Annotated in this window: 22 protein-coding genes and 1 pseudogene; 9 read left to right on the top strand and 14 right to left on the bottom strand. The window is 65.9% G+C overall.

Features of this window, described 5'->3' with window-relative positions; all coding sequences use genetic code 11:
* Positions 1 to 52: 52 nt before the first annotated feature.
* The 5 genes from ACW18A_RS04265 (at position 53) to ACW18A_RS04245 (ending at position 5,248) form a co-directional block, all read left to right on the top strand.
* A complete protein-coding gene (locus ACW18A_RS04265; RefSeq protein ID WP_492023567.1) occupies positions 53 to 1,573 on the top strand; it encodes a lysozyme in 1,521 nt (506 codons plus the stop codon).
* A 55-nt stretch (positions 1,574 to 1,628) separates the two neighbouring features.
* Entirely contained in the window at positions 1,629 to 2,789 is a 1,161-nt protein-coding gene (locus tag ACW18A_RS04260) for an isovaleryl-CoA dehydrogenase (RefSeq protein WP_492023566.1), read from the top strand.
* A 381-nt stretch (positions 2,790 to 3,170) separates the two neighbouring features.
* Positions 3,171 to 3,635, top strand: coding sequence for a hypothetical protein (locus ACW18A_RS04255; RefSeq protein ID WP_492023565.1), 465 nt, complete (start codon positions 3,171 to 3,173; stop codon positions 3,633 to 3,635).
* A 241-nt stretch (positions 3,636 to 3,876) separates the two neighbouring features.
* A complete protein-coding gene (locus ACW18A_RS04250; RefSeq protein ID WP_492023564.1) occupies positions 3,877 to 4,512 on the top strand; it encodes an exopolysaccharide biosynthesis protein in 636 nt (211 codons plus the stop codon).
* A gap of 76 nt (positions 4,513 to 4,588) precedes the next feature.
* Positions 4,589 to 5,248 carry an exopolysaccharide biosynthesis protein gene (locus ACW18A_RS04245; protein ID WP_492023563.1) on the top strand — a complete coding sequence of 220 codons (660 nt, stop codon included), beginning with the start codon at positions 4,589 to 4,591 and terminating at the stop codon, positions 5,246 to 5,248.
* Between the two features lie 256 nt (positions 5,249 to 5,504).
* On the opposite strand, the gene ACW18A_RS04240 is transcribed toward ACW18A_RS04245, so the two are convergent.
* The 4 genes from ACW18A_RS04240 to flbT all read right to left on the bottom strand — a co-directional run bounded on the left by ACW18A_RS04240 (position 5,505) and on the right by flbT (position 7,871).
* Positions 5,505 to 5,870, bottom strand: a complete 366-nt coding sequence (locus ACW18A_RS04240; RefSeq protein ID WP_492023562.1) for a hypothetical protein — start codon at positions 5,868 to 5,870, stop codon at positions 5,505 to 5,507.
* Positions 5,871 to 6,104: 234 nt separating this feature from the next.
* Complete coding sequence (locus ACW18A_RS04235) at positions 6,105 to 6,935, bottom strand: flagellin (RefSeq protein WP_492023561.1); 831 nt, start codon at positions 6,933 to 6,935, stop codon at positions 6,105 to 6,107.
* Between the two features lie 190 nt (positions 6,936 to 7,125).
* The gene (gene flaF, locus ACW18A_RS04230; protein WP_492024329.1) at positions 7,126 to 7,491 is read right to left on the bottom strand and encodes a flagellar biosynthesis regulator FlaF; all 366 of its coding nucleotides are present in this window, start codon (positions 7,489 to 7,491) and stop codon (positions 7,126 to 7,128) included.
* The gene (gene flbT, locus ACW18A_RS04225; RefSeq protein ID WP_492023560.1) at positions 7,488 to 7,871 is read right to left on the bottom strand and encodes a flagellar biosynthesis repressor FlbT; all 384 of its coding nucleotides are present in this window, start codon (positions 7,869 to 7,871) and stop codon (positions 7,488 to 7,490) included. Before flbT ends, flaF begins: the two co-directional genes overlap by 4 nt.
* A gap of 430 nt (positions 7,872 to 8,301) precedes the next feature.
* Between flbT and ACW18A_RS04220 the strand changes: the two genes are divergently transcribed.
* Positions 8,302 to 10,875, top strand: a complete 2,574-nt coding sequence (locus ACW18A_RS04220) for a TonB-dependent receptor (protein ID WP_492023559.1) — start codon at positions 8,302 to 8,304, stop codon at positions 10,873 to 10,875.
* A 67-nt stretch (positions 10,876 to 10,942) separates the two neighbouring features.
* The gene (locus tag ACW18A_RS04215; protein WP_492023558.1) at positions 10,943 to 12,628 is read left to right on the top strand and encodes an alkaline phosphatase D family protein; all 1,686 of its coding nucleotides are present in this window, start codon (positions 10,943 to 10,945) and stop codon (positions 12,626 to 12,628) included.
* 20 nt (positions 12,629 to 12,648) lie between these two features.
* On the opposite strand, the gene ACW18A_RS04210 is transcribed toward ACW18A_RS04215, so the two are convergent.
* The 4 genes from ACW18A_RS04210 to ACW18A_RS04195 are packed head-to-tail and all read right to left on the bottom strand — an operon-like array spanning position 12,649 to position 19,934.
* Positions 12,649 to 13,587, bottom strand: a complete 939-nt coding sequence (locus ACW18A_RS04210) for a LysR substrate-binding domain-containing protein (protein ID WP_492023557.1) — start codon at positions 13,585 to 13,587, stop codon at positions 12,649 to 12,651.
* A 9-nt stretch (positions 13,588 to 13,596) separates the two neighbouring features.
* Complete coding sequence (locus tag ACW18A_RS04205) at positions 13,597 to 15,456, bottom strand: CocE/NonD family hydrolase (protein ID WP_492023556.1); 1,860 nt, start codon at positions 15,454 to 15,456, stop codon at positions 13,597 to 13,599.
* Positions 15,453 to 17,036 carry an AbgT family transporter gene (locus tag ACW18A_RS04200; protein WP_492023555.1) on the bottom strand — a complete coding sequence of 528 codons (1,584 nt, stop codon included), beginning with the start codon at positions 17,034 to 17,036 and terminating at the stop codon, positions 15,453 to 15,455. The genes ACW18A_RS04205 and ACW18A_RS04200 overlap by 4 nt, the downstream gene beginning before the upstream one ends.
* A 15-nt stretch (positions 17,037 to 17,051) precedes the next feature.
* Positions 17,052 to 19,934 (bottom strand): TonB-dependent receptor, encoded by a 2,883-nt coding sequence (locus tag ACW18A_RS04195; protein WP_492023554.1) that lies wholly within the window; start codon positions 19,932 to 19,934, stop codon positions 17,052 to 17,054.
* A gap of 173 nt (positions 19,935 to 20,107) precedes the next feature.
* Between ACW18A_RS04195 and ACW18A_RS04190 the strand changes: the two genes are divergently transcribed.
* Positions 20,108 to 21,220: a CapA family protein gene (locus tag ACW18A_RS04190; RefSeq protein WP_492023553.1), complete on the top strand. Its 1,113-nt coding sequence runs from the start codon at positions 20,108 to 20,110 to the stop codon at positions 21,218 to 21,220.
* 283 nt (positions 21,221 to 21,503) lie between these two features.
* On the opposite strand, the gene ACW18A_RS04185 is transcribed toward ACW18A_RS04190, so the two are convergent.
* The 6 genes and pseudogenes from ACW18A_RS04185 to ACW18A_RS04160 form a co-directional block, all read right to left on the bottom strand.
* Positions 21,504 to 21,875 carry a helix-turn-helix domain-containing protein gene (locus ACW18A_RS04185; RefSeq protein WP_492023552.1) on the bottom strand — a complete coding sequence of 124 codons (372 nt, stop codon included), beginning with the start codon at positions 21,873 to 21,875 and terminating at the stop codon, positions 21,504 to 21,506.
* Complete coding sequence (locus tag ACW18A_RS04180) at positions 21,872 to 22,354, bottom strand: hypothetical protein (protein ID WP_492023551.1); 483 nt, start codon at positions 22,352 to 22,354, stop codon at positions 21,872 to 21,874. Before ACW18A_RS04180 ends, ACW18A_RS04185 begins: the two co-directional genes overlap by 4 nt.
* Before the next feature lie 45 nt (positions 22,355 to 22,399).
* Positions 22,400 to 22,741 (bottom strand): hypothetical protein, encoded by a 342-nt coding sequence (locus ACW18A_RS04175; protein ID WP_492023550.1) that lies wholly within the window; start codon positions 22,739 to 22,741, stop codon positions 22,400 to 22,402.
* Between the two features lie 172 nt (positions 22,742 to 22,913).
* Complete coding sequence (locus ACW18A_RS04170; RefSeq protein WP_492023549.1) at positions 22,914 to 23,171, bottom strand: hypothetical protein; 258 nt, start codon at positions 23,169 to 23,171, stop codon at positions 22,914 to 22,916.
* Between the two features lie 160 nt (positions 23,172 to 23,331).
* Positions 23,332 to 23,451: pseudogene (locus ACW18A_RS04165) on the bottom strand (LuxR C-terminal-related transcriptional regulator); the annotation flags it as partial.
* 168 nt (positions 23,452 to 23,619) lie between these two features.
* Complete coding sequence (locus tag ACW18A_RS04160; RefSeq protein ID WP_492023548.1) at positions 23,620 to 25,290, bottom strand: MFS transporter; 1,671 nt, start codon at positions 25,288 to 25,290, stop codon at positions 23,620 to 23,622.
* 587 nt (positions 25,291 to 25,877) lie between these two features.
* Here ACW18A_RS04160 and ACW18A_RS04155 point away from each other — a divergent pair.
* The gene (locus ACW18A_RS04155; RefSeq protein ID WP_492023547.1) at positions 25,878 to 26,543 is read left to right on the top strand and encodes a PepSY-associated TM helix domain-containing protein; all 666 of its coding nucleotides are present in this window, start codon (positions 25,878 to 25,880) and stop codon (positions 26,541 to 26,543) included.
* Positions 26,544 to 26,555 lie beyond the last annotated feature (12 nt).

The following is a 26,555-nucleotide window of genomic DNA, read 5'->3' as shown; positions in this document are numbered from 1 at the left end:
TCCGGTGTCCGACGCGTCCAGGCAAACTCTGAAGGTCTCCCGCGAGGGGATCGTGCTGATCAAGAGCTTCGAGGGTTTCAGGCCCCGGGCGATCCGGCGCGAGGACGGCGGCTGGATCATCGGCTACGGCCACACCCTGTCCGCCCGCGAAGGCGCGACGGTGTCGGAAGCCGACGCCGAGCTGCTGCTCCGCTACGATCTCCTTCCGGTGGAGATGACGGTAAATGACACCGTCCCCGGCGATCTGAACCAACACCAGTTCGACGCCCTCGTCAGCTTCGCCTTCTCCGTCGGCATTGACCGGTTCGCCGGCTCCGACGTCCGCCAGCGCCTGAATGCCGGTTCGCCCAGGGAGGCCGCGGACGCCATGATGGGATGGCCTGAGCCAGCCCTGCCCGAAACCGCCCTTCGCCGCCGAGCCGCCGAGCGCGCCCTGTTCGTGGCCAACCCTTTGGCACCGGTCGCCCTGTCCGACCTGCTGTCTGCTCCCCTGCCTCCGCCCGCTGTCTCAGCGCCACCGGCAGAGGTTGAGGTCGAGATCCCGGCAGAGACCGTGACGACGACCGACACTGTTCCGGCCCAGGACGTGGAGATCGCCACCGCGATCGACCCGCGAAGCGCCGCCGTCGCAGCCCTGCTGGGCGAGCCGACCGCCGGTCTGGTCGAGGTCGACGAGCCGCCGGCACTCTCCAACGACAATCCTCCGGCCGATACCCCGTACGAAGTTCAAGCCGTCCCGCCGGAACCCGCAGAAGAACATTCGAGCGACGAGCCATACGCCCCTGACCCAGTGGCTGACGCCCCGGCCGAGGTCGAACCCGCCCGGGAGCCGACTCCCGCTCCTGCCCCGGTCCTTGATCCCGTCGTCCTGACTGCGACCCGCTACGCGCCCTACAGCGCGGCAATGGTCGGCCCCCTGCCCTTCCTCCAGCCGGCGACACCGCGCGAAGCGCCCGTCGAGCCCGAGGTTCGCACGATCGCCCGTTCGGTGGTCGAAGTCCCCGCGCCAGAGTTGACCGACAGCAGGCCCGACGCCGATCGGTCCGCGCCTGTCGTCATCGAGACACAGTCGGTTGCGGTAGAACCGGCCGCCGTCGATCCCGCACCGATCCCCCAACTGATCCTGATCGCGCCCGAGCAGACCCCGGAGCCCGTTCTGGCACCGTCGACTCCGGTCGAACTGGTCCTGACCCCGTCGGAGGACGCCCCGGAGCCCGCCATCGAGCGCCCGTTGTGGACGCCCGAGGAACGCGACGCACCGGACGCCTCAGAGACCAATCTATTCGGCGAGGACCTCGCTCTGACCCAGGGTGGGTCGATCCTGCGCAACGACATCGAGTTCGAGCCGCCCGCACGTTTCGACTGGAGCGAGACCGGCCCCTTCATCTTCATGGGCGGCGTGGGTCTGGTGTCCTTCGGCGCCTCGATGGCGGCCTTCCGGCGCGCGGCGGAGCAATCCGGGGGCAATGAGCTGACCCTGATCGGCTGGGTCCTGGCCCTGATCGGCCTGGCCTGTGTCGGCGTCTCGTCGATCAACCTTTACCGTCGCTTCGGTCTGCCGGGCGGAGACTGACCCCCGCTCTGCACCCCCCTCCCCTCGTCACGCGGGATCGTGCTACCCCGCTCGCATGAGCATTCCGAACGCACCCCAATCGATGGAATTCGGCCTCGGCGAGAACGCCGACATGATCCGCGAGACCACCGCCCGCTGGGCCGCCGACCGCCTGGCGCCCCGCGCCGCCGAGATCGACGAGACCAATACCTTCGCCCGCGACCTTTGGCCCGAGATGGGCGAGCTGGGCCTGCATGGGATCACCGTGCCCGAAGAGGACGGCGGCCTCGGCATGGGCTACCTTGAGCACGTCGTGGCGATGGAGGAAGTCTCCCGCGCCTCCGCCTCGATCGGCCTCAGCTACGGTGCCCACTCCAACCTGTGCGTCAATCAGATCCGCCGCTGGGGCAACGCCGAACAGAAAGCGAAATACCTGCCCGGGCTGATCTCCGGCCAACATCTGGGGTCGCTGGCCATGTCGGAGGCGGGCTCCGGCTCCGACGTCATGTCGATGCGGACCAGGGCGGAAAAGAAGGGCGACCGTTACGTCCTGAACGGGACCAAATTCTGGATCACCAACTCCCCGACAGCCGACACCCTGGTCGTCTATGCCCGCACAGGCGACGGCAACGGCGGCGTCACAACCTTCCTGATCGAGAAGGGGATGAAGGGATTCAGCGTCTCGAAGAAGCTGGACAAGATGGGTATGCGCGGCTCCGACACCGCAGAACTGGTGTTCGAGGACTGCGAGGTCCCGGAAGAGAACGTCATGGGCCCGATCGGCGGCGGCGCCGGCATTCTGATGAGCGGTCTGGACTATGAGCGCGCCGTCCTGGCGGGCGGACCTCTGGGGATCATGCAGGCTGCGCTGGACGTCGTCCTGCCCTACGTCCGCGAGCGCAAACAGTTCGGCAAGGCCATCGGCTCGTTCCAGCTGATGCAGGCCAAGGTCGCCGACATGTACGTCGCCCTGAACTCGGCCCGGACCTATGTCTATGCTGTCGCCCGCGCCTGCGATCAGGGCAAGACAACGCGCTATGACGCCGCCGGCGCCATCCTGCTGGCCTCCGAGAACGCGGTGAAGGTTTCGCTTGAGGCCGTCCAGGCCCTGGGCGGCGCCGGCTACACCAAAGAATGGCCGGTCGAGCGGCTGGTCCGTGACGCCAAACTCTACGACATCGGCGCGGGGACGAACGAGATCCGGCGGTTCCTGATCGGGCGGGAGCTGCTGGGGTAGCCATTTCATATTCAACTCAACGATGTTATCTTTCGCCTATGAGCAAATCGGCCAACCACTATTCAGGATGGGTGAAGCGCAGTGCCGTTTCAGGACAGTTCACCGGTCCTATCGGCCAAACAACCACGGGCACAGGCTTTAGGATTGTTGAGTTTGCTCCCCCCAAAGGCGTAAAAGAAACGCGTTTGGCAGCCACGCTCGCGAAGAAGAAGTAGCACGTTCGTGGCGAGAGCGCCGAACGGCTATCGCAAGTCTGTCTTCATCAATGCCCCGTTCACTCCGGATCGCCGGGACCTATTCAACGCCATTGTGTTCACGGTTCAGGCTTGCGGTTTTGCGCCTAGGTGCGCCCGGGAACTAGATGATGCGGGCCAAGCTCGAATGGACAAGATTGCGGACCTGATCCGCGACTGTCGTTTGGGCGTTCACGACATCTCGTTCATGGAGTTGGACAACGGCTTGCCACGCTTCAACATGCCGTTTGAACTTGGGTTGTTCCTTGGCGCGCAGCGCTTCGGTGAAGGTTGGAGCAGCAAGAAGGCATGTACGATCTTTGATCGCGAAGCGTTTCGTTACCAGCGGGCCTTGTCGGACATCGCCGGGCAAGACATCCGAGCCCATGATTGCAGTCCACAGCTGGCGTCCAACCAGACGCGCGCTTGGCTTTCCCATCAAGTAAGGCGTGGGCAGTTGATACCCGGCGAAGCTGCAATCTGGGCGCTTTACCAACGCTTCTGTGAAGATCTGCCCGAACTGGCTGCTGCAGCGTTGCAAGACGGTGATAACCTGACCTTCAATGAACGACGCTACTTTGCCGCTGAGTGGCTACAGGCAAACTTGGGGTGAAGGAACACGGCCGCCCGTCTTGCCGTTGAAGGCTCAAGAGAACGAGCCTGTCATGCCCGGCAGAAGGCCCCGTCGCCGTCCCGAAGGCGATACTCCGAAGTCGAATGGAGGCGTCCACGCCCGAGACACAGCTCAAGGGTTTCGCCCAAACGAAGCGCGATGCCAAACCCGTGCAAGTCGATGACTGAAGGCGGCGATTGACCGGCTCGCAACCGTCGCCTCCCGGCCCTAGGGTCATTCCATGAGCCTGACGGAGACCTCGACCGGCCGCCCCCGCCGTTTCTCCGACACTCTGGAGCGGCTGGGCGCCCATGGGGGCGAGAAGCTGTTCCTCGGCGAGATCGTCGAGGCGTTCGGCGAGCGAGCGTTCGGCGCGGTCATGCTGCTGTTCGCCATCGTCAACATGCTGCCCTGGCCGCCCGGCGGCACCACCCTGACCGGCGCGCCGTTGCTGTTCCTGTCGGCCGAACTCGCCTGGGGCCGGGATCGCCTCTGGCTGCCCAAATGGCTCGCCCACGCCTCGGTGAAACGCGAGACCTTCAAGACCCTCAGCGGCCGCCTGATGAAGATCATCCGCTTCTCGGAGGCTCTGTCACGGCCGCGGCTGTATGTCCTGACCGGCCGACTGGGTCAGGGCCTGATCGGCCTGGCCTGTCTGGCCCTGGCCGCCATTCTCGTCCTGCCGGTCTTCGGCGGAAACCTGATCCCGGCCGTGGCCATCGGCTTCTTCGCACTGGGCGTCATGCAGAGGGACGGCCTGGCGGTTTTGCTGGGCTGGGTCATGACCGGCGTGACGGCCGCCGTCCTGTTCATCGCCTGGCATCTCGTCCTCGCCGGTTTCCGCGCCGGATTCGACTGGTTCGGTCAGGTTTTGTAGTTCTGTAAGAATGTTAAGTGGCGACGCGGCATGGTCGCGCCTAGATCGTCGTCATCCCCCGCCGAGCCCGTTCCTGATGCCAGACTACGACTATCAGAGCGACCACAGGCCCTTCTCGCGGGTGCTCGACGACATCGGGGCCAAGGACGATCCGAAACTCTATCTCGGCGAGCTGGTGAATGCCTTTGGAGAGCGCGGCTTCGGCGCCCTGATGGTTTTCTTCGGCCTGATCAACGCCATCGCGTCCCCCATCCCCGGCTCGACCACGATCCTGGGTGCCCCCATGCTGCTGATCTGCCTGCAGCTGCTGATCCGCCGCGACCAGCTGTGGATGCCGAAATGGGCGCTGAGGTCCAGCCTGCCGCGCGACAACTACCGCGCCACCATCGACAAGGTGCGCAAGCCGCTTCTGTTCGTCGAGAAACTGTCGAGGCCGCGCCTCGGCATCATGAGCAGCGAGGTGGCCGAGGTCCTGATCGGCCTGGTCACGACGCTGCTGAGCATCATCGTCATGCTTCCGCTCTTCGGCGGAAATCTGTTCCCGTCGCTGTTCGTGGCCCTGTTCGGCTTCGGCCTGATGCAGCGCGACGGCCTCCTGATCGGCGCGGCCTGGTTCGGCGTCGCCGGCTTCTGCGTCTTCGTCTGGGCGGCCTGGGCGCTGATTTCCAGCCTGTTCCTCGCCAGCGCCGGCTGGTTCCTCGAAGCCTGGCAGTGGATCCAGGGGTTGTTCGCCTGATCACCAACAAAAAGGCCCGCCGGATCGCTCCGGCAGGCCTCATTGTCTGACCGCGTGACGGCCTGACCGATACTCAGCCTGACTCTGCGCTCAAGCCGCCCAAGGGGCGTTGGCGCGCAAAGGAAGTCATCAGGCCCGGACCTCGCGACAGGACCAGGCTTCGGTCACCGTACGGGTTTGGGACAATGAGATCACTTGATCACCTCCTTTCGACTGTTGAACAGGACCTACAAGTTGGGGGGTGTCTGGCTGCTCGTCAATCATCGGCGGCCAGCGGCGTCAGAAGGATCTTCACGCCTTCGAACATGACGCCATCGGGGCCTTCCTGACCGACCTCGATGGTGAAGTCGCCGCCGCGTTTGAGGGTCAGGTTCTGTTCGAAGGGTTGAGCGTCGCCGTCAATGATCGAGACCGTCAGGGCCAGGGTGTCGTCGTCGCCGTCGCCTTGCACCGGCGACAGCTGGGCGTTCATCTCGAACAGGCCGACCGCGTCCTGTACGGTGACATTGGCGGAACTGTCCTCGACCAGCACTGTGCGCGCCCCCACGGTCTGCACGCCTGCATGGATCACGGTCAGTTCGAGCGAATAGCGATCGAGCGCTTCATCGGTCTGGAGGGGCACCGCGGCAACGAGGGCGAAGGCGACGGCGAGAGCGTTCAGAATCGGACATCTCCAGATTGAAAGAGGCCAAGGTTCGCGAATTCAGTTACCTAAAGGTTAAAGAGTCGTCGCGTCCGCGCTCAAGCAGCGAGACGCCGCGCGTCGAGCGATAGTGCCCCGGCCAACGCGCTCAAGCAGCGAGCGATAGTGCCCCACAAAGAAAGACGCCCGGGGCGAACCCCGGGCGTCCTGCACCTAGTTCCTGAACAGCGACAGGAGAACTTGCGGGCCCTGGTTGGCGATGCCCAGCGCCTGGACGCCCAGTTGCTGCTTCGTCTGCAGCGACTGGAGCTTGGCGCTTTCTTTCGCCAGATCGGCGTCCACCAGATTGCCGACACCGGATTCCAGCGAGTCCGTCAGTTTCCCGACGAAGGTGCGATGGGTATCCAGGGCCTTCGACTTCGTACCCAGACGCGCAAGAGCGGCCGAGACGTTGTTGATCGAGGCGTTCACCAGACCCAGGGCCGTGGTGGCCAGGGTCGAGGTGCCGATGGTCGTGGTCGTCGTGACGGTGACGCTCGTCGACCCCAGCGCCAGCACCTCGGGGGCGACTGTCAACGTGGCCGAGCCCGCCGCGTTGGCCAGAGCAGCGAAGCCGGTCGCGCCGGTCTTCAAAAGGTTGATCCCGTTGAAGTCGGCGTTATTGGCAACGGTGTTGATCTGGTCGCGGATGGCCTTGAAGTCCTCGTTCAGGGCGGCCCTCGATGCCGTCTGCAGCGACCGGTCCGTCGCCGCCAGTGCCTTCTCCTTCAGTTGCAGCAAGAGATCAGAGATGCTCTCGCCGGCCGCCAGTCCCACGTCCACCGCCGATACGCCGCGGTCGAGCGAGGATTTGACCGCCCCCAGGGCGCCGATATCGGCCCGTTGGCCCTGGGCGATCGCCCAGATGGCCCCGTTGTCCTTGGCGTTGGCGACCTTCTTGCCGGTGTTGATCCGGGATTGGGTCGCCGACAGTTCGACGTTGGTGGCGTTCAGGTTTTGCAGCGCGATCATCGCGCCAAGGTTGGTGTTGACCGAGTTGGCCATGGGTAGAGTCCTTCCATTCTGGTCGGGGGAGCGGCCTTCTGGCCGTTGAACCGGTTCTGGTCCTGCGCGCGGTCTCGCAAGGACCGCGCCGGGCCGATCAGATTGAAAGGATTGGGAAAATTATCCGGCAGTTCCGGCGCTCGGCAATTTCTCGCCGGTCAGCGCCGTACTTTGCCCACCCGAACGGGGCTTAAGCCGCCGGCGAACCCTGCGGGGCCAGGCCCTGCATGATCGAACGATTGATGTCGATCAGCGGCTCAAAATCCTCCTCGCCGCGCATGACGGCCGAGGAATGGCGTCCAACGAACAGACTGATCGAGATGATCTGGGCCTTGAGAGGATTGTTCAGCTGATTGTCGCTGTCGGAGCAGTCGGTGGCCAGGACGGACCAGAGACGCCGGTTCCAGTCGAGGGCGTCGATGCGGGTCTTCACGTCGCTTTTGTCGACCGTCGCGGCGTGCATCAGGGCGCGCGTAACCTGGCCGAACAGGCGATACTCCATCTCGCGCGGAGTCTCCGTGCGGTTCGAAGCCTGGGCGTAAGCCTTCAACATCAGATCAGGCTTTCCTCGTAGTCGACGATCTTCCGCGCGCTCATCAGAGCCTTGTAATACTCGCGCGCCATCACGTGTTTCGACGTCGAGACGCATTCGGCCATGATTTCGGGATTTCGCGTCGCACTCATGAACTCGGTCAGGCGGGTGACGAACTCGTCATAGACCTTGGATGCGGAGCTTTCGTCCAGGTACATCATCATGACCGGGAAATAGATGCGCTTGGCAGGCGTGGTGACTTCCTCCAGCTGCATGATGTCCTTCTCGCGCAGGACGGATGCCTTGTTCTGCAGGATCAGCACGCCGCGACGATCGCCGTTCTGCACGACGGCTCCGTTCAGAACGAACTTCTCCCCCGGCTTCAAAGACAGCTTCAACGGCATGGATGCCCTCCTTGCGTCCGCGAGGCTCTCACATAGCCGGGCGATAACTGACGCAGGCTAAACAGCCGGGGTTAACCATGTGTTCCAGGTGTTTGGTCCCAGCCTCTGGCGGATCGGGTCAACCCTGAATCGCCCACAGCTTTTTTCCTCAGTTTGCGGATGAACTCGCAGGGGGCAGGCCCTTCAAGGTCGTCCGGCGTCGCCCGTAGTTGCAGGCGTCGATGAAGACGGCTGACCTGTCTCTGAATCATGCTCTCGTTTGGATCCGGGGCCTGATTCACGGACGAACAGCACCGCGCTACTCCTGACCAACTCCGCCGCAGATCGCCGACTCTTCCGTCCACGGCCCAAGCGTCACAGGCGCATCACCGCCCCGTCGCACAGGCGCTGCCAAGCGAGGCTAGAGGCGTGACAGAAACAGGGGCTGCTCATGTTCAATCGCACTCACACCTGGACCATTCTCATGGGCTGCGCCGCCGCGTGCGCGCTCGCCACCTCGGCCAATGCCCAGGTGTCAGACAACCAGACGTCCCAGCTGGAAGAGGTGATCGTCACCGCCCAGCTGCGCGCCCAGGATCCGATCGAGGTTCCGTTCGCCTTGACCGCCTACAGCGGCGAGTTCCTGGACGGGCTCGGCGTTCAGGACTTCGAGGAACTGTCGGCCTTTGTCCCTGGCCTGCTGGTACAGAACCAGTCGCCGAACAATCCGGGCTTCGTGATCCGCGGCCTGACCTCGGATTCGACCGGTGCCTCGGACGAGCCGCGCGTGTCGATCTACCAGGACGGCGTCTCCATCTCGCGCGCGCCCGGTGCCTTCGTCGAACTGTTCGACGTCCAGCGTGTCGAGGTCTCCAAGGGCCCGCAGTCGACCCTGTACGGACGCGGCGCCCTGATCGGCGCGATCAACGTGATCCAGAACAAGGCCGACATCGACGGCATCGAGGCCGAAGGCCGCGCCGCCATCGGCAACTACGACTACCGCATGGTCGAGCTGATGCTGAACGCGCCGCTCGGCGACACGGCCGCGGTCCGCTTCGCCACCCGACTGAAGACCCGCGACGGCTATGTCGACAACCGTCTCGGCGGCCGTGACTACAATGGCGTCGACACCCAGGCCTTCCGCGCCCTGGCGGCCTTCGAGCCTTCGGACGCCCTGCGCTTCGACGTGATCGCCAACTACCAGCAGGACAATCCTTCGGGCGTCAGCTTCCGTTCGATCTATTACAACCCGCAGGATCCGAACACAGGCGCGGTCCTGAGCACGGACCGCCAGGCCGGTTCCGGCGCCGCCCTGACCCCGGGTTCGACCATCCCGGGCGGCAGCGAGCTGGGCATCGACCGCGAAGTCTGGGGCGTCACCGGTCTGGTCCGTTATGACCTGTCGGACAGCCTGACCCTGAACTCGGTCAGCGCCTACCGCACCTTCGAGACGGCCGAGACCTTTGATCCGGACGGCATCTCCCTGCCGATCCTGACCGGCATCGGCATCTCCGACGGCGAGCAGTGGAGCCAGGAGCTCCGCGTGAACTGGGACAACGGCGGCGCCTTCTCGGGCTTCGTCGGGGCCAGCTACTTCCGCGAAGAAAACCAGTCGTCCTCGCCGATCGAGATCGACGAGCGTCTGGCCCTGGCCCAGCTGGCAGGCATCCTGGACGGCACGCCGCTGGCCGTCCTGCCGACCGCCCTGCCCCGCTCGGTCTATGCGTCGCAGGCCTTCCTGCAGCCGCTGCTGGCCGGCCTCGGCATCCCGACCGCGGCCCGCGCCGGCATCGCGAACAACCTGAAGGCCAGCCACATCGAGACGGCCGCTACCAGCACCGAGCTGCAGTCGTTCGACGTCTTCGGCGACCTGACCTGGAAGCCCACCGACCGGCTCGAGTTCGCCGCCGGCATTCGCTACACCTCTGATGAGAAGACCACGGAGTTCGGCTCCTCGGTCCTGAACGGCCGCTCCATCGCCGGCGGCCTGCTGGCAGTGCAGCAGCTGCAGGGCCAGATCAACGCCCTGATCAGGGTCGGCACACCGGCCGCCCTGGCCCAGGCCGCCGGGCTCGGGGCCTTCACCAACGGCCTGGTGGTCCAGCTGGCCACGCCGGGTGCCGCCAACGCGCCCGCGTCCGCCGCCTTCCCGCTGTTCGGCCTGACCTTCCAGCCCACGGCCGGCAACGGCGGGGTGACGGCCCGTGACCTGGAAGACGACGGCCTGACCTATCGTCTGACCGGCCGCTACGCCGTGTCAGACGACGCCAGCCTCTACGCCACCTACGCCCGCGGCCGCCGTCCGGCGGTGCTGGCCGTGACCGTGCCGTCCACGCCCTTCGGCGCGCCGATCTTCACCGAGGTCCCGGCCGAGACGGTGGACAGCTACGAGGTCGGCTTCAAGTCGGCGATGATGGACCGCCGCCTGCGGGTGGACGGTGCCGTCTATGCCTACCAGTACGAGAATTTCCAGACGACGGAACAGGTCGGCACCCAGTTCATCACCACCAACGCGGGTGAGGCCGAGGCCTACGGCTTCGAGGGTCAGGTCAACTACGCCGCCGCCGACTGGCTCGATCTGTTCGCCACCTACGGCTACAACCACGCGCGATTCACGACGGGTGCCCGCGACGGCAATCGCTTCCGTCTGTCGCCCGACCACCGCGTCTCGGTCGGTGCCCTGGTGATCGTGCCTGTCACGGGCGGCGCCTTCGAAATCCAGCCGACCTACAGCTGGCAGTCGCAGGTCTTCTTCGACGACAACAACGACCGGACCAACCTGCAGACCACCGGCTTCGTGCCGGACCGGATCGTCGACGAGTTCCAGGACAGCTACGGCCTGCTGAACCTGCGCGTTCGCTATGTCCCGACCGACGCCAACTGGTCGATCGAGGCGTTCGGCGACAACCTGCTGGACGAAGCGTTCATCAAGGACGCCGGCAACACCGGCGACAGCCTGGGCCTGCCCACCTTCATCGCCGGCGAGCCCCGGACCTACGGCGCGACCGTCAGCGTCCGGTACTAGACTACGCCTGTCTCGACGGCGCCCCGGTTCGCCGGGGTGCCGTTTCCTGTTTCCGCCGGAGCCCGCCATGAGCATCGACCGCCGCAGTCTTCTGGGCCTGATCGGGGCCGGCTCCGTTGCAGCGCCCGCCTTCGCCGCCCCGACCCAGGCCCCGGCGATCGCCTTCCTGCACGGGGTCGCCTCCGGCGATCCGACGCCGACCGGCGCGATCTTCTGGACCCGGGTAACCCCCGCAGACGCCTCGGGCGCCGACATCGACGTGACGCTGGAGATCGCGCGCGACGCCGGCTTCGCCGACAAGGTCCGCACCTCGTCCGGCCTGTGCGCCCGTGCCACCCGCGACTTCACCGTCAAACATGACCTCGACGGCCAGGGGCTGGAGGCCGGCTCAGAGTATTTCTACCGCTTCATCGCCGGGGACGTGGTCTCGCCCGTCGGCCGGGTGCGCACCCTGCCCGTCGGCGCGATCGCCGATGTCGTCCTGGGCGTGGCCTCCTGCCAGCTCTACCCGGGCGGCCTGTTCAACGCCTATGACGCCCTCTCGAAAGAGCCGCGCCTCGACGCCGTCGTGCACCTGGGCGACTATATCTACGAATACGGTGCAGCGCCCGACGACTACGGCCTGTCCACCGGCGCGGCCCTGAGCCGCATCCCGCAGCCGCCGCATGAGATTCTGACGCTCGAGGACTATCGACTGCGTCACGCCCAGTACAAATCGGATCCGGACCTGCAGGCCGCCCATGCCCGCGCCGCCTTCATCTGCGTCTGGGACGACCATGAGGTCGCCAACGACGCCTGGTCCATGGGCGCCGAAAACCACACCGATGCGACCGAGGGCGACTACGCCGCCCGCAAGGCCATCGCCCTGCGCGCCTACTACGAATGGATGCCGATCCGTGAGCCGCGCGCCGGACTGGGTCTGGACGCCATCAACCGCAGCTTCGAGTTCGGCGACCTGGCGACCCTGGCCATGGTCGAGACACGCCTGATGGCCCGCAACAAGCAACTCGACTACGCCACAGACATGCCGATGGTCGGCGGCGTGCCCGACCTCGTCGCCTTCAATGCGACGCTGAACGCCCCGGACCGAGACCTGCTGGGCGATGCGCAACGCAACTGGCTGAAGGGCGTGCTGGCGGCGTCGAAGTCGGCGAACAAACCGTGGCAGGTGCTCGGTAATCAGGTCGTGATGGCCCGGGTTATGGGTCCGGACGTCACGAAGATCGCGTCGGAAGCCCAGATCGAGGGCATGATCGGCGGTCTGCCGGAGGAGGTCCGCGCCGGGCTTCGCCAGATGATCCAGCTCTACAGGCTGGGCGTGCCCTTCAGCCTCGACAGCTGGGACGGCTATCCGGCCGGGCGCGAGCGTCTCTATGCGGCCTTCAAGGAGGCGGGCGTCCAGCCGATCGTCCTGGCCGGCGACAGCCACGCCTACTGGGTCAACGACCTGAAGGACGCGGCCGGGGACCGTCGCGCGGTCGAGTTCGGAACCTCGGCGATCTCCAGCCCGTCGCCCGGCGACGCGGTCGCGCCCCTGCCGCTGGGGCCGCTTCTGTCTGCGAATAACGAGGAGGTCGTGTTCTGCGACCAGACGGCCAAGGGTTATGTCCTGCTGACCCTGACGCCCGAGCGAGCCGAGGCGAAGCTTCAGACCGTCTCGACCATCCTGGCCAGGCCCTATGTCGCCAGCACCCTGTCGACCTGGGTCGTCGCACGCGATAGCGCCGGGATCCTTTCACCCGTGCGGGGCTGACGGATCGGCGGGTTTCTGTATCACATGAATGGGTCCTGAGCATGATCCTGCTTCGGCAGATTGGCCCGGACGACACCGAGAAAGGCATCAGCGAGGCGATCCGGCCCAGAGTTGGCGGAGGTCGCGAAGCCGTACTCATGGCGAATACCGGGCGTGAATCTCCTGAGGACCGTGCCGTCCCGGACATAGGCCTTCGCCAGCCGCTCATTGACGATGGCTACGCCTACGCCGCGCGACGCGAGCGCACAGGCCGAGGCGATCGTATGGGTCTCGACCTTCACCCGCGGCACCACGCCTGCGTCCGCGAAGGCGGCCTCGACCTGGGCGCGAAACCGTTGCCCCTGACCCAGCAGGATCAGCGGGATGCCGCGCATGTCCGCCGCCGCGATCGTCTCCTGTGACGCCAGCGGATGACTGGACGGCAGGACGCAGGCGCTCTCGCTGACCAGCACTGTCTCGGTCCGAAGATCCGCCCGATTGTGCGGCAATTTGACGAACCCGGCGTTCACCGCCCGCGACGCGATCATCGCCTTGGCGACCTCGACCCCGTGGGAGTCGATCGACAGATGCACCTGCGGGTATTGTTCCAGAAAGCGCTGGATCATGTCCGGCAGGATCGCTTCCAGAATGCTGGGCGGTGCGACAAGGCGCAGGTGACCGACCCGGAAGTCCGAAATGTCGCGGGCCAGCGACTGGACGCGGTCGACGTTATCGAGCGCACGTTCCACCTCCTGGTGGAGCAACAGGCCGTCGGCCGTCAGCAGAAGCCGTCCCCGGTCGCGGTGGAACAGTTCGAATCCCACGTCACGCTCGAGCTGCGCCAGCAACCGGCTCGCGGCCGGCTGGCTCAGGTCCTGCGAGCGGGCGGCGCTTGTCACGGAGCCCAGCCGGACGATCGCGTGGAAGATCCGGAGCGCCCTGAGGCGGATCGTCTGACGGCCGTCGGCGTCCGGCGTCATGGCCTGACCCTAGGCGCCGGACCGGATGGGCAGAACCACATGCGACGGCGTATCGGGCCCAAAGTGCACAGCGCAGATCGCGATGACGGGCTCGCTCGGTTCTCCGGCCGGAATGCCCGTGCCCGGGTTGACGTCGAAATGCGGGAAGTTGCTCGCCGATACGTCCAGCCGGATCCGATGGCCGGCCACGAACAGATTCGAAGTCGGGAAGGCCTTGATGTCGATGCCATACACTTCCCCCGGCCGCATCGGGTGCGCGGCCTCGAACCCGTCACGGAAGCGTAGGCGCAGCACGCCATGGGTCAAGTTCAGCGCATAGCCATCGGCGTAGTCGGCATTGGGCGGATAGACATCGACCAGCTTGATCATGACGTCGCAATCCAGCGCGCTGGCCGAAATCCACAGCCGCGCCGACACGGGACCGGTAACCTCCACGGCTTCGGTCAGGACTTCGGTCTGGAAGGTGATCACGTCGTCGCGGTCGACGAGCGCCCTGCCCGGCACAGAACCGCCGTAGAGATTGAAGCGCTCCCGTTGGTCGAATCCGCCTGCCACCATCAGGGGCGCGCCCGAGGCAATGGCGCCGCCGATCGTGGGTACGGGATTGCCCGGATCGTGCCGCCAGGTGCGTTGCCCGGTCTCGGGAACGACGCGCGACAGTCCCCCGTCGCTGGACAGGTGGAAGGTCGTGGCTTCCGCCTCGGGCGGCGGCCAGTCCGGCTCGTCGCGCCAGCGCCCGCCGTGATCGAGCCGACCCTCGGCCGTCCGACGACCGCTGCCTCCGCCCATGATGAACAGCCTGACCGGCGACAGGAGCGGATCGGACGCGGCCGGATCCCGGCGCAGATATCGGTCGAACCAGTCCAGCCGCAGGCGCAGGTAGTCGTCCGCCACGTGGCCGTCCAGGGTGGCTTCCGGTCCAAAGTCAGCGTCTCCGGCCCATGTCACGGAGCGCTGCCCATGGGTCCACGGCCCCATCACCAGACGCACCGGCCCAGCCTTCATCCGGCTGAGCGCGGCGAAATTCTCGGTCGCCGCCAGCGCATAGGGATCGTACCAGCTGCTCATGAACACCATTGGCGCGTCCGTGAACCGCGCGTAGTGGGCGGAGGCGCACAGGTCGGGCTGGGTCCAGAAGGGTCCGAAGGTCTCGCGCGCCCATAGCCGCACTATGAAGTCTTCGTATTCCGGCGCGGCGACCAGCGGCGAATAGCCGCGCAGCCAGGGGTTCACCCGCATCCACGCGCCGATGTCCTCGGCCTCCAGCGCAGCGCGCCGCGCGGGATCGACGGAGGTCGCAGGCGCCTGAAGCGCGTGCTTGTAGGCCCATGTCAGCTGCTTCAGCTCGAAGGCACCGCCCTGACGGATGCCGCTGTGGTAGCCGCTGGAGAAGCCTCCGGAATCCATGAACATCGCTGCCAGAGCGGGATGCCCCAGCGCCGCCACGGCCGCCTGGACATGGGCAGAATAGGACAGGCCCGTCATACCGATCCGCCCGTCACACCAGGGCTGATCCGCGATCCAGCTGAGGGTGTCGTAGCCGTCGTCGGCCTCGTTCAGATATTTGGAGAAGACGCCTTCGGAGGCCGAACGCCCCCGGCAATCCTGCAGGACGTAGCCGTATCCCGCGCGCGCAAAATCGGCGGCGACCTCGGGCTTGGAACGAAGGGTCGGATCGGCGGCCGTGCGGTCAGCGTGGTTCGTGCCCCGCTTGTCGTAAGGCGTCCGCTCAAGGATGACGCTGAACGGACCCGGACCGACCGGCAGATAGATGTCGGCCGCCAGACGCACACCGTCGCGCATCGCAGCCATGATATCGCGCAGGACCACGATGTCGTCGCCTGGCCTCGAATGGGGGACGGCGCTCATGGGATCGCCGGCGCGGCAATGGCGATCGGCGGCAACCTGTAGGTTGCCGGCGCGCCCGGACCGACCGGCAGGGACAGCGACACCCAAAGCGTCACCAGCGCGATCCCTGCCAGACCGAAGGCGATACTGTAGGGCAGCATCAGGGCGATCATCGATCCGATGCCGAAATCGGGCTTCCACCTCTGGCTTATGATAAGCACCAGCGGGAAGTTGCTGGCCAGCGGCGTGACGATGTTGAAGATCGAGTCGCCCATCCGGAAAGCGGCCGTGGTCATCTCAGGCGAGACGCCCAGCAGCATCATCATCGGCACAACGACCGGCGCCATCGCGCTCCATTTGGCCGAGGCCGAACCGATGACCAGATCCAGACCGGACGAAATGCCCAGCAGGGACACCAGCAAAAGCGGCTTGGGCATGGACAGGGCGGTCAGCGCCTCGGCGCCCTTCACAGCCAGTACGGGCCCCAGGTTCGACCAGGAGAACATGGCGACGAAGTGGGCGGCGAAGAAGGCCAGCACGATATAGGGAGCGATGTCGCGCATCCCCTCTCCCATCATCCGGACGAGGGTCCGGTGGCTGGTGACCGTCCCGGCTGCCGCGCCATAGGCCCAGCCGCAGCCGAGGAACAACAGCATGAAAGCCGCAACCAGGGCTCCGTAGAAGGGTGCCAGCCGCTTCGGCCCGACCGCCTCCGCATCGATCAGCGGCGCTCCGGGCCACAGCGTCAATGCAGCGAACAGGCCCACTATCGCCAGCGCCACCATACCGGCCAGCATCAGGCCTTTTCGCTGGCGCGCATCGAGCACGCCCATGTCGTCGGTCTCGGCCACGCCTTCCGGAAACTGCCCTGACCATTTGCCGAGGCGCGGCTCGATGATCCGGTCCGTCACGAACCAGGCGATGGGGGTGAACAGGACACCGATGGCCAGGGTGAACCACCAGTTCCCCAGCGGATTCACGCCATAACCCGGGTCGATCAGCTGCGCGGCCGGCGCCGTAATGCCCAGCATCAGCAGGTCGAACTGGCCGGGGATGATATTCCCCGCGAAGGCTCCCGAGATGCCCGCATAGGCGATCGCCACGCCCGCCAGGGGATGCCGCCCCGCCCTCGCGAACACCAGTGCCGTCAGGGGGATCAGAACCACATAGGCCGCGTCCGCCGCATGGTGCGAGAAAAGGCCGATGACGAAGACCGCAGGGCTCAGGAACCGCGTCGGCAACCGACGAACGCCTCCGCCCAGCAGCGCCGCGAACAGCCCCGATCGCTCGGCCACCGCCGCGCCCAGCATGACGACCAGCACCAGCCCCAGCGGCGGGAATCGCGTCAGCGTTTCCGGCATGTCGACCAGCAGTTTGGCGACGTTCTCCGGCGACAGCAGACTCTGTGTGACAAGCCGCTCGCCCGTCGCCGGATTGACCGCGCTCCAGCCGGCGCCCGCTGCGATGACGGACACGATGACCAGCACGCCGACACATCCCGCCAGGATGAAGACCGGGTCGGGCAAGGCGTTGCCCAGCCGCTCCACCCGGTCCAGCCATCCCCGTCGCGCGGTCGGGGATGGGCCATTCACGTCCGTCATGCCGGAACCTGGATCCTAGAACTGCAATCCGACGCGAACGTAGGCGCTGCGACCCCGGGCATCATAGGTGTAGATGTCGTAGTTGATCGGCGCGTTTGCATAGGAAGCGGGCGGCTGTTCGTCGAACAGGTTGTTCACCCCGACTGAGACCGTCGCATCGTACATGTTGAAGGCGTAGCTAGCCTCCAGATCGTTGTAGAAGATGGCGTCGGTCGTCGCGTCCTTGACGGTGTTCACGATGTCGGTGCTCTCGCCGATATAGCGGCCGCGCCAGAGGGCGCTCCACGACCCGTTGTTCCAGCGCAGCGAGCTCTGTCCCTTCCAGTGCGGATAGGTCGAGCGTGCCCGGTCGCCCTTGCCGGCCCGCTCATCGAGGATGTCCGCGCCGCCGGCCGGGTCCGGGCTGACCGTCGTGAACTCGTCCAGGTAGGAGGCGTCCAGCACGGCGGCAAACTGGCCGATGCCGGTTTCGAACTCGTAGCGCGCCGTCGCGTCAATGCCTGAGGTCCGGATCTCCGACAGGTTCTGCGAGCCCTGGATCAGGCGGCTGACGGCACCCGTCGACGGATCGCGGATGACCAGACCGCAGTATACCCCGCCCCGGGCTGCGCACAGTCCGAGGATCTGCGCCGCTGCCTGGGCCGCGATCGCGTCCTTGATCTTGATGTCGTACCAGTCGACCGTCAGCGTGAAGCCCGGAATAGCCTCCGGCTGGAAGGCGAAACCGGCGCTGTAGGTGTCCGCCGTCTCCGGCTGCAGGTTTCGGTTGCCCGAGGTGACGCCCGGGATCAGGCCGTTCAGGTTGAAGTTGGCCTGGTTGTAGTTGGCGGGGATTCCGGCGCAGCCCGGCAGCGTCGGGCGCGCCGCCGCGCCGCCGTTGCAGGGATCGATCGCCTGGACGCTGACCTCGCGCCCGCCCTGGAACAGTTCCAGGATCGACGGCGCCCGGAAGCCCTGGGAATAGGTGCCGCGCAACAGCAATTGTTCCACCGGACGCCAACCGACACCGGCCTTGATCGTCGTCGCGTCGCCGACGGTGTCATAGTTCGAATAGCGAGCCGCCAGGCTCAGATCGAGGCTGTGCGCCAGCGGCATGTCGGCCAGCAGCGGAATGGCGAACTCCACATAGCCTTCGTGCAGATTGTATTCGCCGACCGTCGGCACCCGCGTCTGGGCCGTCGTCGTGGTGTAGACGTTCGACAGGAAGACTGGCGTGGAGTTGGCGTAGGCGTCCGGCGTGTCGGTCGCCTTGTTCTGGCGATACTCGTAACCCGCCGCCACCGACAGCGGCCCGGCCGGCAGCCGGAACAGTTCACCCGTGATATTGTAGGTCAGGTCGAACAGCTCGGTCGAGTTGGACTCCCGTGTGGTGAAGCGGATGGAGTTGGCCATATCGGCCGTCATGGGGCCGAACAGGTTGATCGGTACGCACCCGGCCGAGGCCAGGCAGTTGGCCGGATCGCCCAGCCCCCGGAAGAGCCGCTCGTAGTTGACCCCATTCAGGGCCGAGGACTGGATTTCATTCCTCGACCAGCTACCGTTCAGATCCCAGGACCAGTCGCGACCCAGGCCGCTAAACGTACCCTCCGCCCCGGCGGCGATGCGCCAGGTCTCGACGTCCTGGATGTTGTCGCGGTTGCCGATGTCCGTCATCACCTTGCGCACCCGCCAGGCCGAGGTCGCAGCGAAGGCGAGCGCATTGGCCGTCGGCACGCCGTTGGCCGTGCCGAACGGGTTGAACGGATGGTTGTTGGCAACCGAGAAGCCCCGGATGGTCCCGGCCGTGCCGCCGATATCCAGAAGCACCGGCGAGAACAGTTGGTTCGACTGACGCCGGTTGTAGAGCCCCTCGAGGTGGAACGAGACATTTTCAGACAGGTCGGCGCGGACCCGCCCGTACAGGCCGTACCGCTCGCTCGGCCCCGCCGAATAGATGCCCTGGGCCTGGGTGTTGTAGAAGTCCTCTGCCAGTGTCGCTGTCCGGAAGCTGTTGTCCGCCAGAGTTCCCGCACCGTAGCCGCCGAGGGTGATCTGGGTCACCGGCGTCGCCGCCGCCCCGAAGCCGGTCGGGGTGCCGAAATAGGCGTTGTTGGACAGGCCGGGCAGGATGAACAGACCGCGCGGACTGGTGCCCGGCGCGGCCAGGGGTACGAGGCTCAGCGTCGTGAGATCGCGGTCCGAAGTGAGGATCTCGTCTTCACGCGCATAGCTGGCCGACAGGACCACCGAACTGTTCTCGAACCGGCGGCCCCAGTTGGCGACGGCCGAATACTGCTCGCCGTCGCCCTCGGACGTGATGCCCGCACGGGTGTTCAGGCGCAGACCGTCGAAGTCGCGGATGGTGCGGATGTTGACCACCCCGGCGATCGCATCGGCCCCGTAAATGGCCGAGGCGCCGTCCTTCAGCACCTCGATCCCGTCGATCATGCCCAGCGGAATGGTGTTTAGATCGACGAAGTCGCGGAAGCCGCGCTGGCCTACGCCGTCGACCCAGCGGTGCCCGTCGACAAGCACCAGCACCCGGTTGCCGCTCCCCTCGGCCCCGCCGAGGTAGCGCAGGTTGATCGAGGACGCGCCATAGGAGGTCCCTTGCGTCCCGTTGCTGTTCAGGCTGACGCCGGCGGACGGCAGACGCTGCAGCAGGTCGCCGACCGATACGGCACCGGAGTTCTTGATGTCCTCGGCGGTCAGTGTCAGCAGCGGCCCGACAGAGTCGGCGTCGCGACGCTGGATGCGTGACCCGGTCACGATAATCTCGTCGACCGACGACGTATCGTCCTGTGGTGTCGCGGGCGTCTGGGCCGCGGCCGGCGATGCCAGCAGGCCCAGCGTCAGCGCGGCCAGCGCCGAGCCGGTCAAACACAGTGTCCGGATGGAAGTCGTCGTCACCATGGTCATGGTCCCCTTGTCCGTGCCGGTCCTCGATCGCGGATCGGCCCCCTCGTCAACAGTCGCAGCGGGTCCGCCGTATCCGCAATAATATGGCGATTTCGTATCACACCATGCGCTGGGCGCATGGTCTATCAACCTTCGATCCGCGAAACGTATGGTCGGGTCCGGAGGCGTACAGGATGATGGATCGGCGGCAATTCGTCTCGGGCATCGGCGCAATGGTGACCCTGTCTGGGCACCGGGCCACACGAGGTGCCGCGAGTCTGCGCATCGACCTTCTCGGTCAGGCCCTGATCGAACATGCGCCAATGCCGGCTGAATGGCCCGGACGCGCCGGCGTGGTCGGCGTGCTGGAGGGGGCCGACGCCGTCTTCACCAATCTGGAGACGGTCATCCGGGGCCCCCGCGCCGAGGCTCCCACGCGGGAGCTGCTGACCCTGCACGCGGCGGGGCCGGACATTCTGGGGACCCTGAAGGACGCCGGTGTCGACCTGCTCACGACGGCGAACAACCACGCTTTCGACCTCGGGAGCGGAGGCATACTGGACACTCTGGACGCCATTGAGGCGGCGCGTCTTCGCACGACGGGCAGCGGCGCGGACCTGACTCGGGCGACCGCACCCGCCACCGTCGAGACGCCCGCCGGCAAGGTCTCGGCGATCGGCTTCGCCACGGGCAAGGTTCGCCCGGGCGGGGCCGCTGCTCCCGGGCATCCGGGCGTCAACGAGCTACGGCGCGATGCGACGGGCGAACCACTCGCGGAGGACGAGGCGCGGATCCTGACCGCGATCCGACAGGCCGCATCCAGCTCAGACGCTGTCATCGCCTGCCATCACAATCACGACTGGGAACCGGACAACAGTCAGGTCCCCGGCTGGCAACAGGCCTTCGCCAGGCGCTGCATCGATGCGGGCGCGACGGTATTTGCAGGCCACGGTTCACCTGTGCTGCAGGGCATGGCGACACACTGCGGTCGCCCCCTCATCTTCGGCCTCGGCAACTTCATCTTCCAGACCGAGAAGCCGCAGGGTGCCTATCCGCCCCCTGCATGGCAGGGCGTCATCGCCTCGATCACCATCGACGGCGACCGGCCCATCCGGGTCGAACTCACCCCTCTTGTCCTCAACGAAGTCGGATTGAACGGCTCCGAAGACCAGGCCACGCGGGGCTTCCCGACCCTGGCCGGAGACCGTGAGGCCGCAGGCATTCTGTCGCGCCTGGCAGCGCAATCGACCGTAGTTGGCGGCCGGGTCGAGGTTCGCGGAAGCCGCGGTATTCTTGAGATGATCTGACGACAGCCCCACCCCGTCCGTTCATGCCTCTGCTCAGACACATCCTTCCGAAACGAGCCGCAGGAATCAGCCGTCGAGCCGATATCCCACTCCTGCCTCGGTCAGCAGCAGGGCCGGATGTGCCGGATCAGGCTCGATCTTGTGGCACAACTACCCGATGACAACCCGCAGGTACTGCAGGTCATCCGCATGGGTCAGCCCCAGATGGCGGTCAGCAAATCGGTGTGGGTGACGACCTTGCCGGCGTTGCGGGCGAGACAGGTCAGGGAAGCGCGTGGCCGGGTCAGGCGGACGGCTCGCCGGCGAGCGAACGCGCCAGCGCGACGACAATGCGGCGCTGATCCGGAGTTTCGATTCGCCCGTAGGCCTCAAGCAGGGCCTTAGATCCGCTGACGGCGAACAGGCCCAGACCATCGTTGGCACCCGGCTCCTCCGCTTCGAAGAAGGCGCTCACCGGCTGTCCGAGCGCATGCGAAATGAGCATCAGACGCGAGGCCGACACGCGGTTCGTGCCCCGTTCGTATTTCTGTATCTGCTGGAAGGTCACGCCCGTGGCCTTGGCCAGGTCGGTTTGAGTCAGGCCGCGAAGCTCGCGCATGGCGCGAACACGCTGGCCCACGGCGATGTCGATCGGATTAGGCGTCGAGGAGCTCATTTGTGGGAAGCTAGAACATTCTGCTCGGAAGACGCAACCCGCGCGCGCGCATCGCGCCGCCGCCCCTCCCAGATTCCGACCGCCAGGGCGATCATCAGGCCGTAAAACATCAGGTACAGAGTGGAGATATAGGCCCACGACATGATGCTCGGGTCGATCAGCATGCCGAGATGGCTCAGGACGGCCAGGAGTTGGAACGCACATCCGAAAAGGAGCCAGACCCGGTGGGTCCTGACGAGCAGATAGAGAAACACCCCGAGATTCGCGGCGTCGATGATCAGGATGTTCCACTGCGGCGACGTCCAGTCGGTCCAGTTCTGGACCAGGGGCGAGAGGATTGAGGCGACCACGATCGAAATGGCTGCGACCCGCTCCGTATGCGCACCTTTCCAGATGGCCGCGCCGCACACGAGGATGTTCAGGATCACCCCGCCGATCTGGGCGGCCGTGGCCAGGAACAGGACATCGTCTGTGAACATGCGGACGCTCGCGACGCGCCGCCGGGGCGCACCGCGAGCATAGCATCAGGCGGCGACTTTGAGACCCGTCGGACGCGGCATCGACTCGCCAGGCTTGCCGACGCCCGTGCCCTGCATCACGACATTGCCGAGTCCGACCTGCGGAGCAGCGGTCTGAAGTGCATGGTGGGCCGAGACGATCTGCTCCCGGGCTTCACCCAGCGCACGCACCGACCCGGTGACGCCGGTCATGGCGTGGCTGCCGAGCACGGCCGACAGACCGTTCTCGCGGCGAACCGAAGACATCGCGGCGATCAGGTGGGCGGCCTTTTCCAGGGCCGCATCGATGGCGTCCTCGGCCTCGAAGAGGGCCGTCGCCAGCTTCTGTCCATATTCGCGTCGTTGCATGGGGGCTCCTTCTCCCGCCGGGCGGGGGTTGTGGTGGGCTTTGCTTTCGAGAAGTCGGGTCAGCCCAGGCGCTGGGCCGGATCCGCCGTTTGCAGAAGGTGCTGGATCATCAGCATCGCGCCGATGGCTCCCGCGAGCAGAAAGGCGATGCCGCACGTCAAGGCGATCACCATCAACAGGTCCCGCCCGACGCGGCGGTACTCGACGATCGAAGATTGGCCATGTTCGGCGGCCGATCGTGCTCGGGCAACAGTACGAGCGCGATGCAGATAATCTCGCGCAGCAGATCGAGCTTCGAGAGATAAGGGCTCATCTCCCGGGTCACGGAGACCAGGTGCAGGACGCCGGCCTTCTCCGCCGGAGTCTGCGCCAGGTCCTCGAAGACGGTCTCGAGATAGTCCCAGGTCCATTTCGGAAGTGTGAGGGTCAATGGGGTCTCCTTTCGTATGAAAGAAGGCATCGCTGGAGGCCGTTTCGGCTACTCGGGACGGTTCCCCTACGGGTTCATTCCGTAGTCCGGCGTTGAGCAACAGAAGCGCGGCGTCACGGCGTGAGCCGACGCCCAGCCGCTTGCACGCAGTCTCGATATGCTTATCGACTGTCTTTGAGGAGATGCCGAGATCGCGTGCGATCTCTTTCGACTGGCGGTGCTGCGCGACACCCACCAGGCACTGCCGTTCTCGGGTCGTGAGTTGCTCAAGGTTGTTCATCGGTTCGCCCCGCGACAACCAATAGGTTAACGCAAAGGAAGGCAATCCTGTGCGTTCGATTCGTCCCTTTTTGTACCGGCGGCGACCAATAGGTCGCAGCGGGATCGGGCCAGTGGACCGGCAGCGCACCCACGGGCGGCTGACATCCGCCCGTCATCGGCCCGGGGCTCAGGCGTGGATGTCCACGTCCTTGCCTTCCTTGACCAGCAGGAAGCCCAGCACCGCTGTCGCGACGGCAATGACGATCGGGTACCAGAGGCCGTAGTAGATGTTGCCCGTGGCGGCGACCATGGCGAAGGCCGTGGTCGGCAGGAAGCCGCCGAACCAGCCGTTGCCGATGTGATAGGGCAGCGACATCGAGGTGTAGCGGATATGGGTCGGGAACATCTCCACGAGCGCCGCCGCGATCGGCCCGTAGACCATGGTCACATAGAAGACGAGCACGAACAGGATTGCGATGACCAGCGGCTTGTTCACCAGGGCGCTGTCGGCCTTGGCCGGATAGCCGGCGGCGGCGAGCGCTTCGCCCAGGCCCTTGTCCCAATCGGCTTTTGCCGTCTTGAAGTCGGCGCTCGAAAGGGCTTCGCCCCGGAAGCTCTCGACGGTCGTCCCGCCGATGCGGACCTCGGCGACCGTCCCGGCCGGAGCGGTGACGTTGTCATAGGTGACGCCCGCCTTGGCCAGCCAGGACTTGGCCAGGTCGCAAGAGGTGTTGAACACCGTCTTGCCGATCGGATCGAACTGGAGCGAGCAGTCGGCGGGGTCCGCATAGACCGAAACCGGCGCCGAGGCTGTGGCCGCCGCCAGTTGCGGGTTGGCCGCGCCGGTCAGGGCGTGGAACAGCGGGAAGTAGGTCAGGGCCGCGATCAGGCAGCCGGCCAGGATGATCGGCTTCCTGCCGACCTTGTCGGACAGCCAGCCCCAGAAGACGAAGAAGGGCGTCGCCAGAAGCAAGGCCGCCGCGATCATCATACTGACGAGAGCGCCGTCGACCTTCAGCACCCGCTCCAGGAAGAACAGGGCGTAGAACTGGCCTGTGTACCAGACCACGGCCTGACCGGCCGCCAGACCGACCAGCGCGATCAGCACCAGCTTCAGATTGGGCCATTTGCCGAAGCTGTCCTTCAACGGCGTCGGCGATCCCTTGCCTTCGGCCTTCATCCTGGCGAAGGCGGGGCTCTCGGCCAGCTTCAGCCGGATCAGCAGCGACACGCCCAGCATCAGGATCGAGAGCAGGAAGGGGATGCGCCAGCCCCAGTCGAGGAAGGCTTCCTCGCCCACCGCGAACCGGACGCCGAGGATCACCAGCAGGGAGATCATCAGGCCTGCCGTGGCCGTGATCTGGATGAAAGAGGTGTAGAAACCGCGCTTTCCCGGCGGGGCGTGCTCGGCGACATAGGTGGCGGCCCCGCCGTATTCGCCGCCCAGGGCCAGACCCTGGATCAGCCGCATGAGCACCAGGATGATCGGCGCGGCGATGCCGATGGCGGCGTAGTTGGGCAAGAGACCGACGACGAAGGTCGACAGCCCCATCAGCAGCATGGTCACGAGGAAGGTGTTCTTCCTCCCCCACAGGTCGCCCAGCCGCCCGAAGACGATGGCCCCGAACGGTCGCACCGCGAACCCCGCAGCGAAGGCCATCAGGGCGAAGATATAGCCCGTCGTCTCGTTCACACCCGAGAAGAACTGGGCCGTGATGATCGCGGCCAGCGATCCGTACAGATAGAAGTCGTACCATTCGATCACGGTCCCGACCGACGAGGCAAGGATCACCAGCCGGTCGTCGCGGTCGACCGTGTGATCGGGATCCGCCGGCGTCTCGATGGTCGAGTCCGTCATCGTCTGTCCCCTCCCGGGCGGGTCGTTGTCGACCGCATCGGAACCACCCCCAGGGTGTCCGTTGCCCCCAAGGTGACAGCAACGACCCTGTCTTGTCAGCAGGGGTCAGACTGAAAGCTTCCGACCGCCGAGCGGCTGACGAAACGCCAGAGCGACCGGCTGGTGCTGTCGACCGAAGCGAACGGGCTGCCGCGGGGTTCGTCCGTCCGTCCGGACGAAAAACACCCTGACGAAACGGACGAAACGGACGAAATCCAACGCTCGCCGCCTCCGCGAACCGTGATTTCGAACTTTACACCCGCCGTGAACCAGGGCGCGTTCACAGGGACCGGGGGCCCACCGGGGCTGACCAGATCAGGATTTCAGCGTCGAACAAAAAGTTTTGTGCGACGTTGAGCGCCCTCACTCCGCCGACATCGAATACGGTCGCGCCTCGGCTCCTCCGCCCCCGGGTGCGGTTCGGCCCAGCGCCCATGACGAATTGCAGTTTGCCGCCGGCCTCGACCTCGTCATGGCCGGCGGGCTACGACGAGCGAACCCGGGTCGAGGCACTTGCAAATCATTCTCAGCTTTGGCACAGGCCGTGCGTGACCGACGCCGCCGAAAAACCTGCCGCCAAGTCCGTGCCGCGCGGGCGCGCGATGAACGGTGCCCGCGCCTTCTGGCTGAAGGAACTGCACCGCTGGCACTGGATCTCGGCGGGGCTTTCGCTGGCCGGGATGCTGCTGTTCGCCGTCACCGGCATCACCCTGAACCATGCGGCCCAGATTCCCGCCGAACCGGTGACCACTGAGCTGACGGCGACCCTGCCCGCGCCCTTGCTGGAACGGCTGTCAGACTTCCCGGACGAGACGACCGATGCGGTTCCGGACGCCATCGCCCGCTGGGTCTCCTCCGAACTGGACGTCCCGGTCGCGGGCAAGCCGACGGAGACCGCGCCTGATGAAATCTATATCGCTCTCAAGGGGCCCGGCTCCGACGGCTGGGTCACCATCGACCGCGCCACGGGCGAGGCCCTGCGCGAGACCACGACGCGCGGCTGGGTCGCCTATGTCAACGACCTCCACAAGGGTCGGGACACCGGCCCGGTCTGGTATTGGTTCATCGACGTCTTCGCGGTCGCCTGCATCATCTTCACCGTCACCGGCCTGACCCTGCTCTGGCTCCACGCCCGGACCCGCGCCTCGACCTGGCCCCTGGTCGGGCTGGGCGTCGCCATCCCGGTCATTATCGCGCTCATCTTCATTCACTGACGAGTTCTCCCC

The sequence above is a fragment of the Brevundimonas sp. AVps5 genome (assembly GCF_058681515.1).
This window is presented reverse-complemented; position numbering and strand designations above follow the sequence as displayed.

Bases quoted from the DNA above. Each gene is read 5' to 3' on its own strand.
- ACW18A_RS04260 (WP_492023566.1), top strand. From the start codon at position 1,629: ATGAGCATTCCGAACGCACCCCAATCGATGGAATTCGGCCTCGGCGAG.
- ACW18A_RS04255 (WP_492023565.1), top strand. From the start codon at position 3,171: ATGGACAAGATTGCGGACCTGATCCGCGACTGTCGTTTGGGCGTTCAC.
- ACW18A_RS04250 (WP_492023564.1), top strand. From the start codon at position 3,877: ATGAGCCTGACGGAGACCTCGACCGGCCGCCCCCGCCGTTTCTCCGAC.
- ACW18A_RS04245 (WP_492023563.1), top strand. From the start codon at position 4,589: ATGCCAGACTACGACTATCAGAGCGACCACAGGCCCTTCTCGCGGGTG.
- ACW18A_RS04235 (WP_492023561.1), bottom strand. From the start codon at position 6,935: ATGGCCAACTCGGTCAACACCAACCTTGGCGCGATGATCGCGCTGCAA.
- flbT (WP_492023560.1), bottom strand. From the start codon at position 7,871: ATGCCGTTGAAGCTGTCTTTGAAGCCGGGGGAGAAGTTCGTTCTGAAC.
- ACW18A_RS04220 (WP_492023559.1), top strand. From the start codon at position 8,302: ATGTTCAATCGCACTCACACCTGGACCATTCTCATGGGCTGCGCCGCC.
- ACW18A_RS04215 (WP_492023558.1), top strand. From the start codon at position 10,943: ATGAGCATCGACCGCCGCAGTCTTCTGGGCCTGATCGGGGCCGGCTCC.
- ACW18A_RS04210 (WP_492023557.1), bottom strand. From the start codon at position 13,587: ATGACGCCGGACGCCGACGGCCGTCAGACGATCCGCCTCAGGGCGCTC.
- ACW18A_RS04205 (WP_492023556.1), bottom strand. From the start codon at position 15,456: ATGAGCGCCGTCCCCCATTCGAGGCCAGGCGACGACATCGTGGTCCTG.
- ACW18A_RS04200 (WP_492023555.1), bottom strand. From the start codon at position 17,036: ATGACGGACGTGAATGGCCCATCCCCGACCGCGCGACGGGGATGGCTG.
- ACW18A_RS04195 (WP_492023554.1), bottom strand. From the start codon at position 19,934: ATGACCATGGTGACGACGACTTCCATCCGGACACTGTGTTTGACCGGC.
- ACW18A_RS04190 (WP_492023553.1), top strand. From the start codon at position 20,108: ATGATGGATCGGCGGCAATTCGTCTCGGGCATCGGCGCAATGGTGACC.
- ACW18A_RS04185 (WP_492023552.1), bottom strand. From the start codon at position 21,875: ATGAGCTCCTCGACGCCTAATCCGATCGACATCGCCGTGGGCCAGCGT.
- ACW18A_RS04180 (WP_492023551.1), bottom strand. From the start codon at position 22,354: ATGTTCACAGACGATGTCCTGTTCCTGGCCACGGCCGCCCAGATCGGC.
- ACW18A_RS04175 (WP_492023550.1), bottom strand. From the start codon at position 22,741: ATGCAACGACGCGAATATGGACAGAAGCTGGCGACGGCCCTCTTCGAG.
- ACW18A_RS04160 (WP_492023548.1), bottom strand. From the start codon at position 25,290: ATGACGGACTCGACCATCGAGACGCCGGCGGATCCCGATCACACGGTC.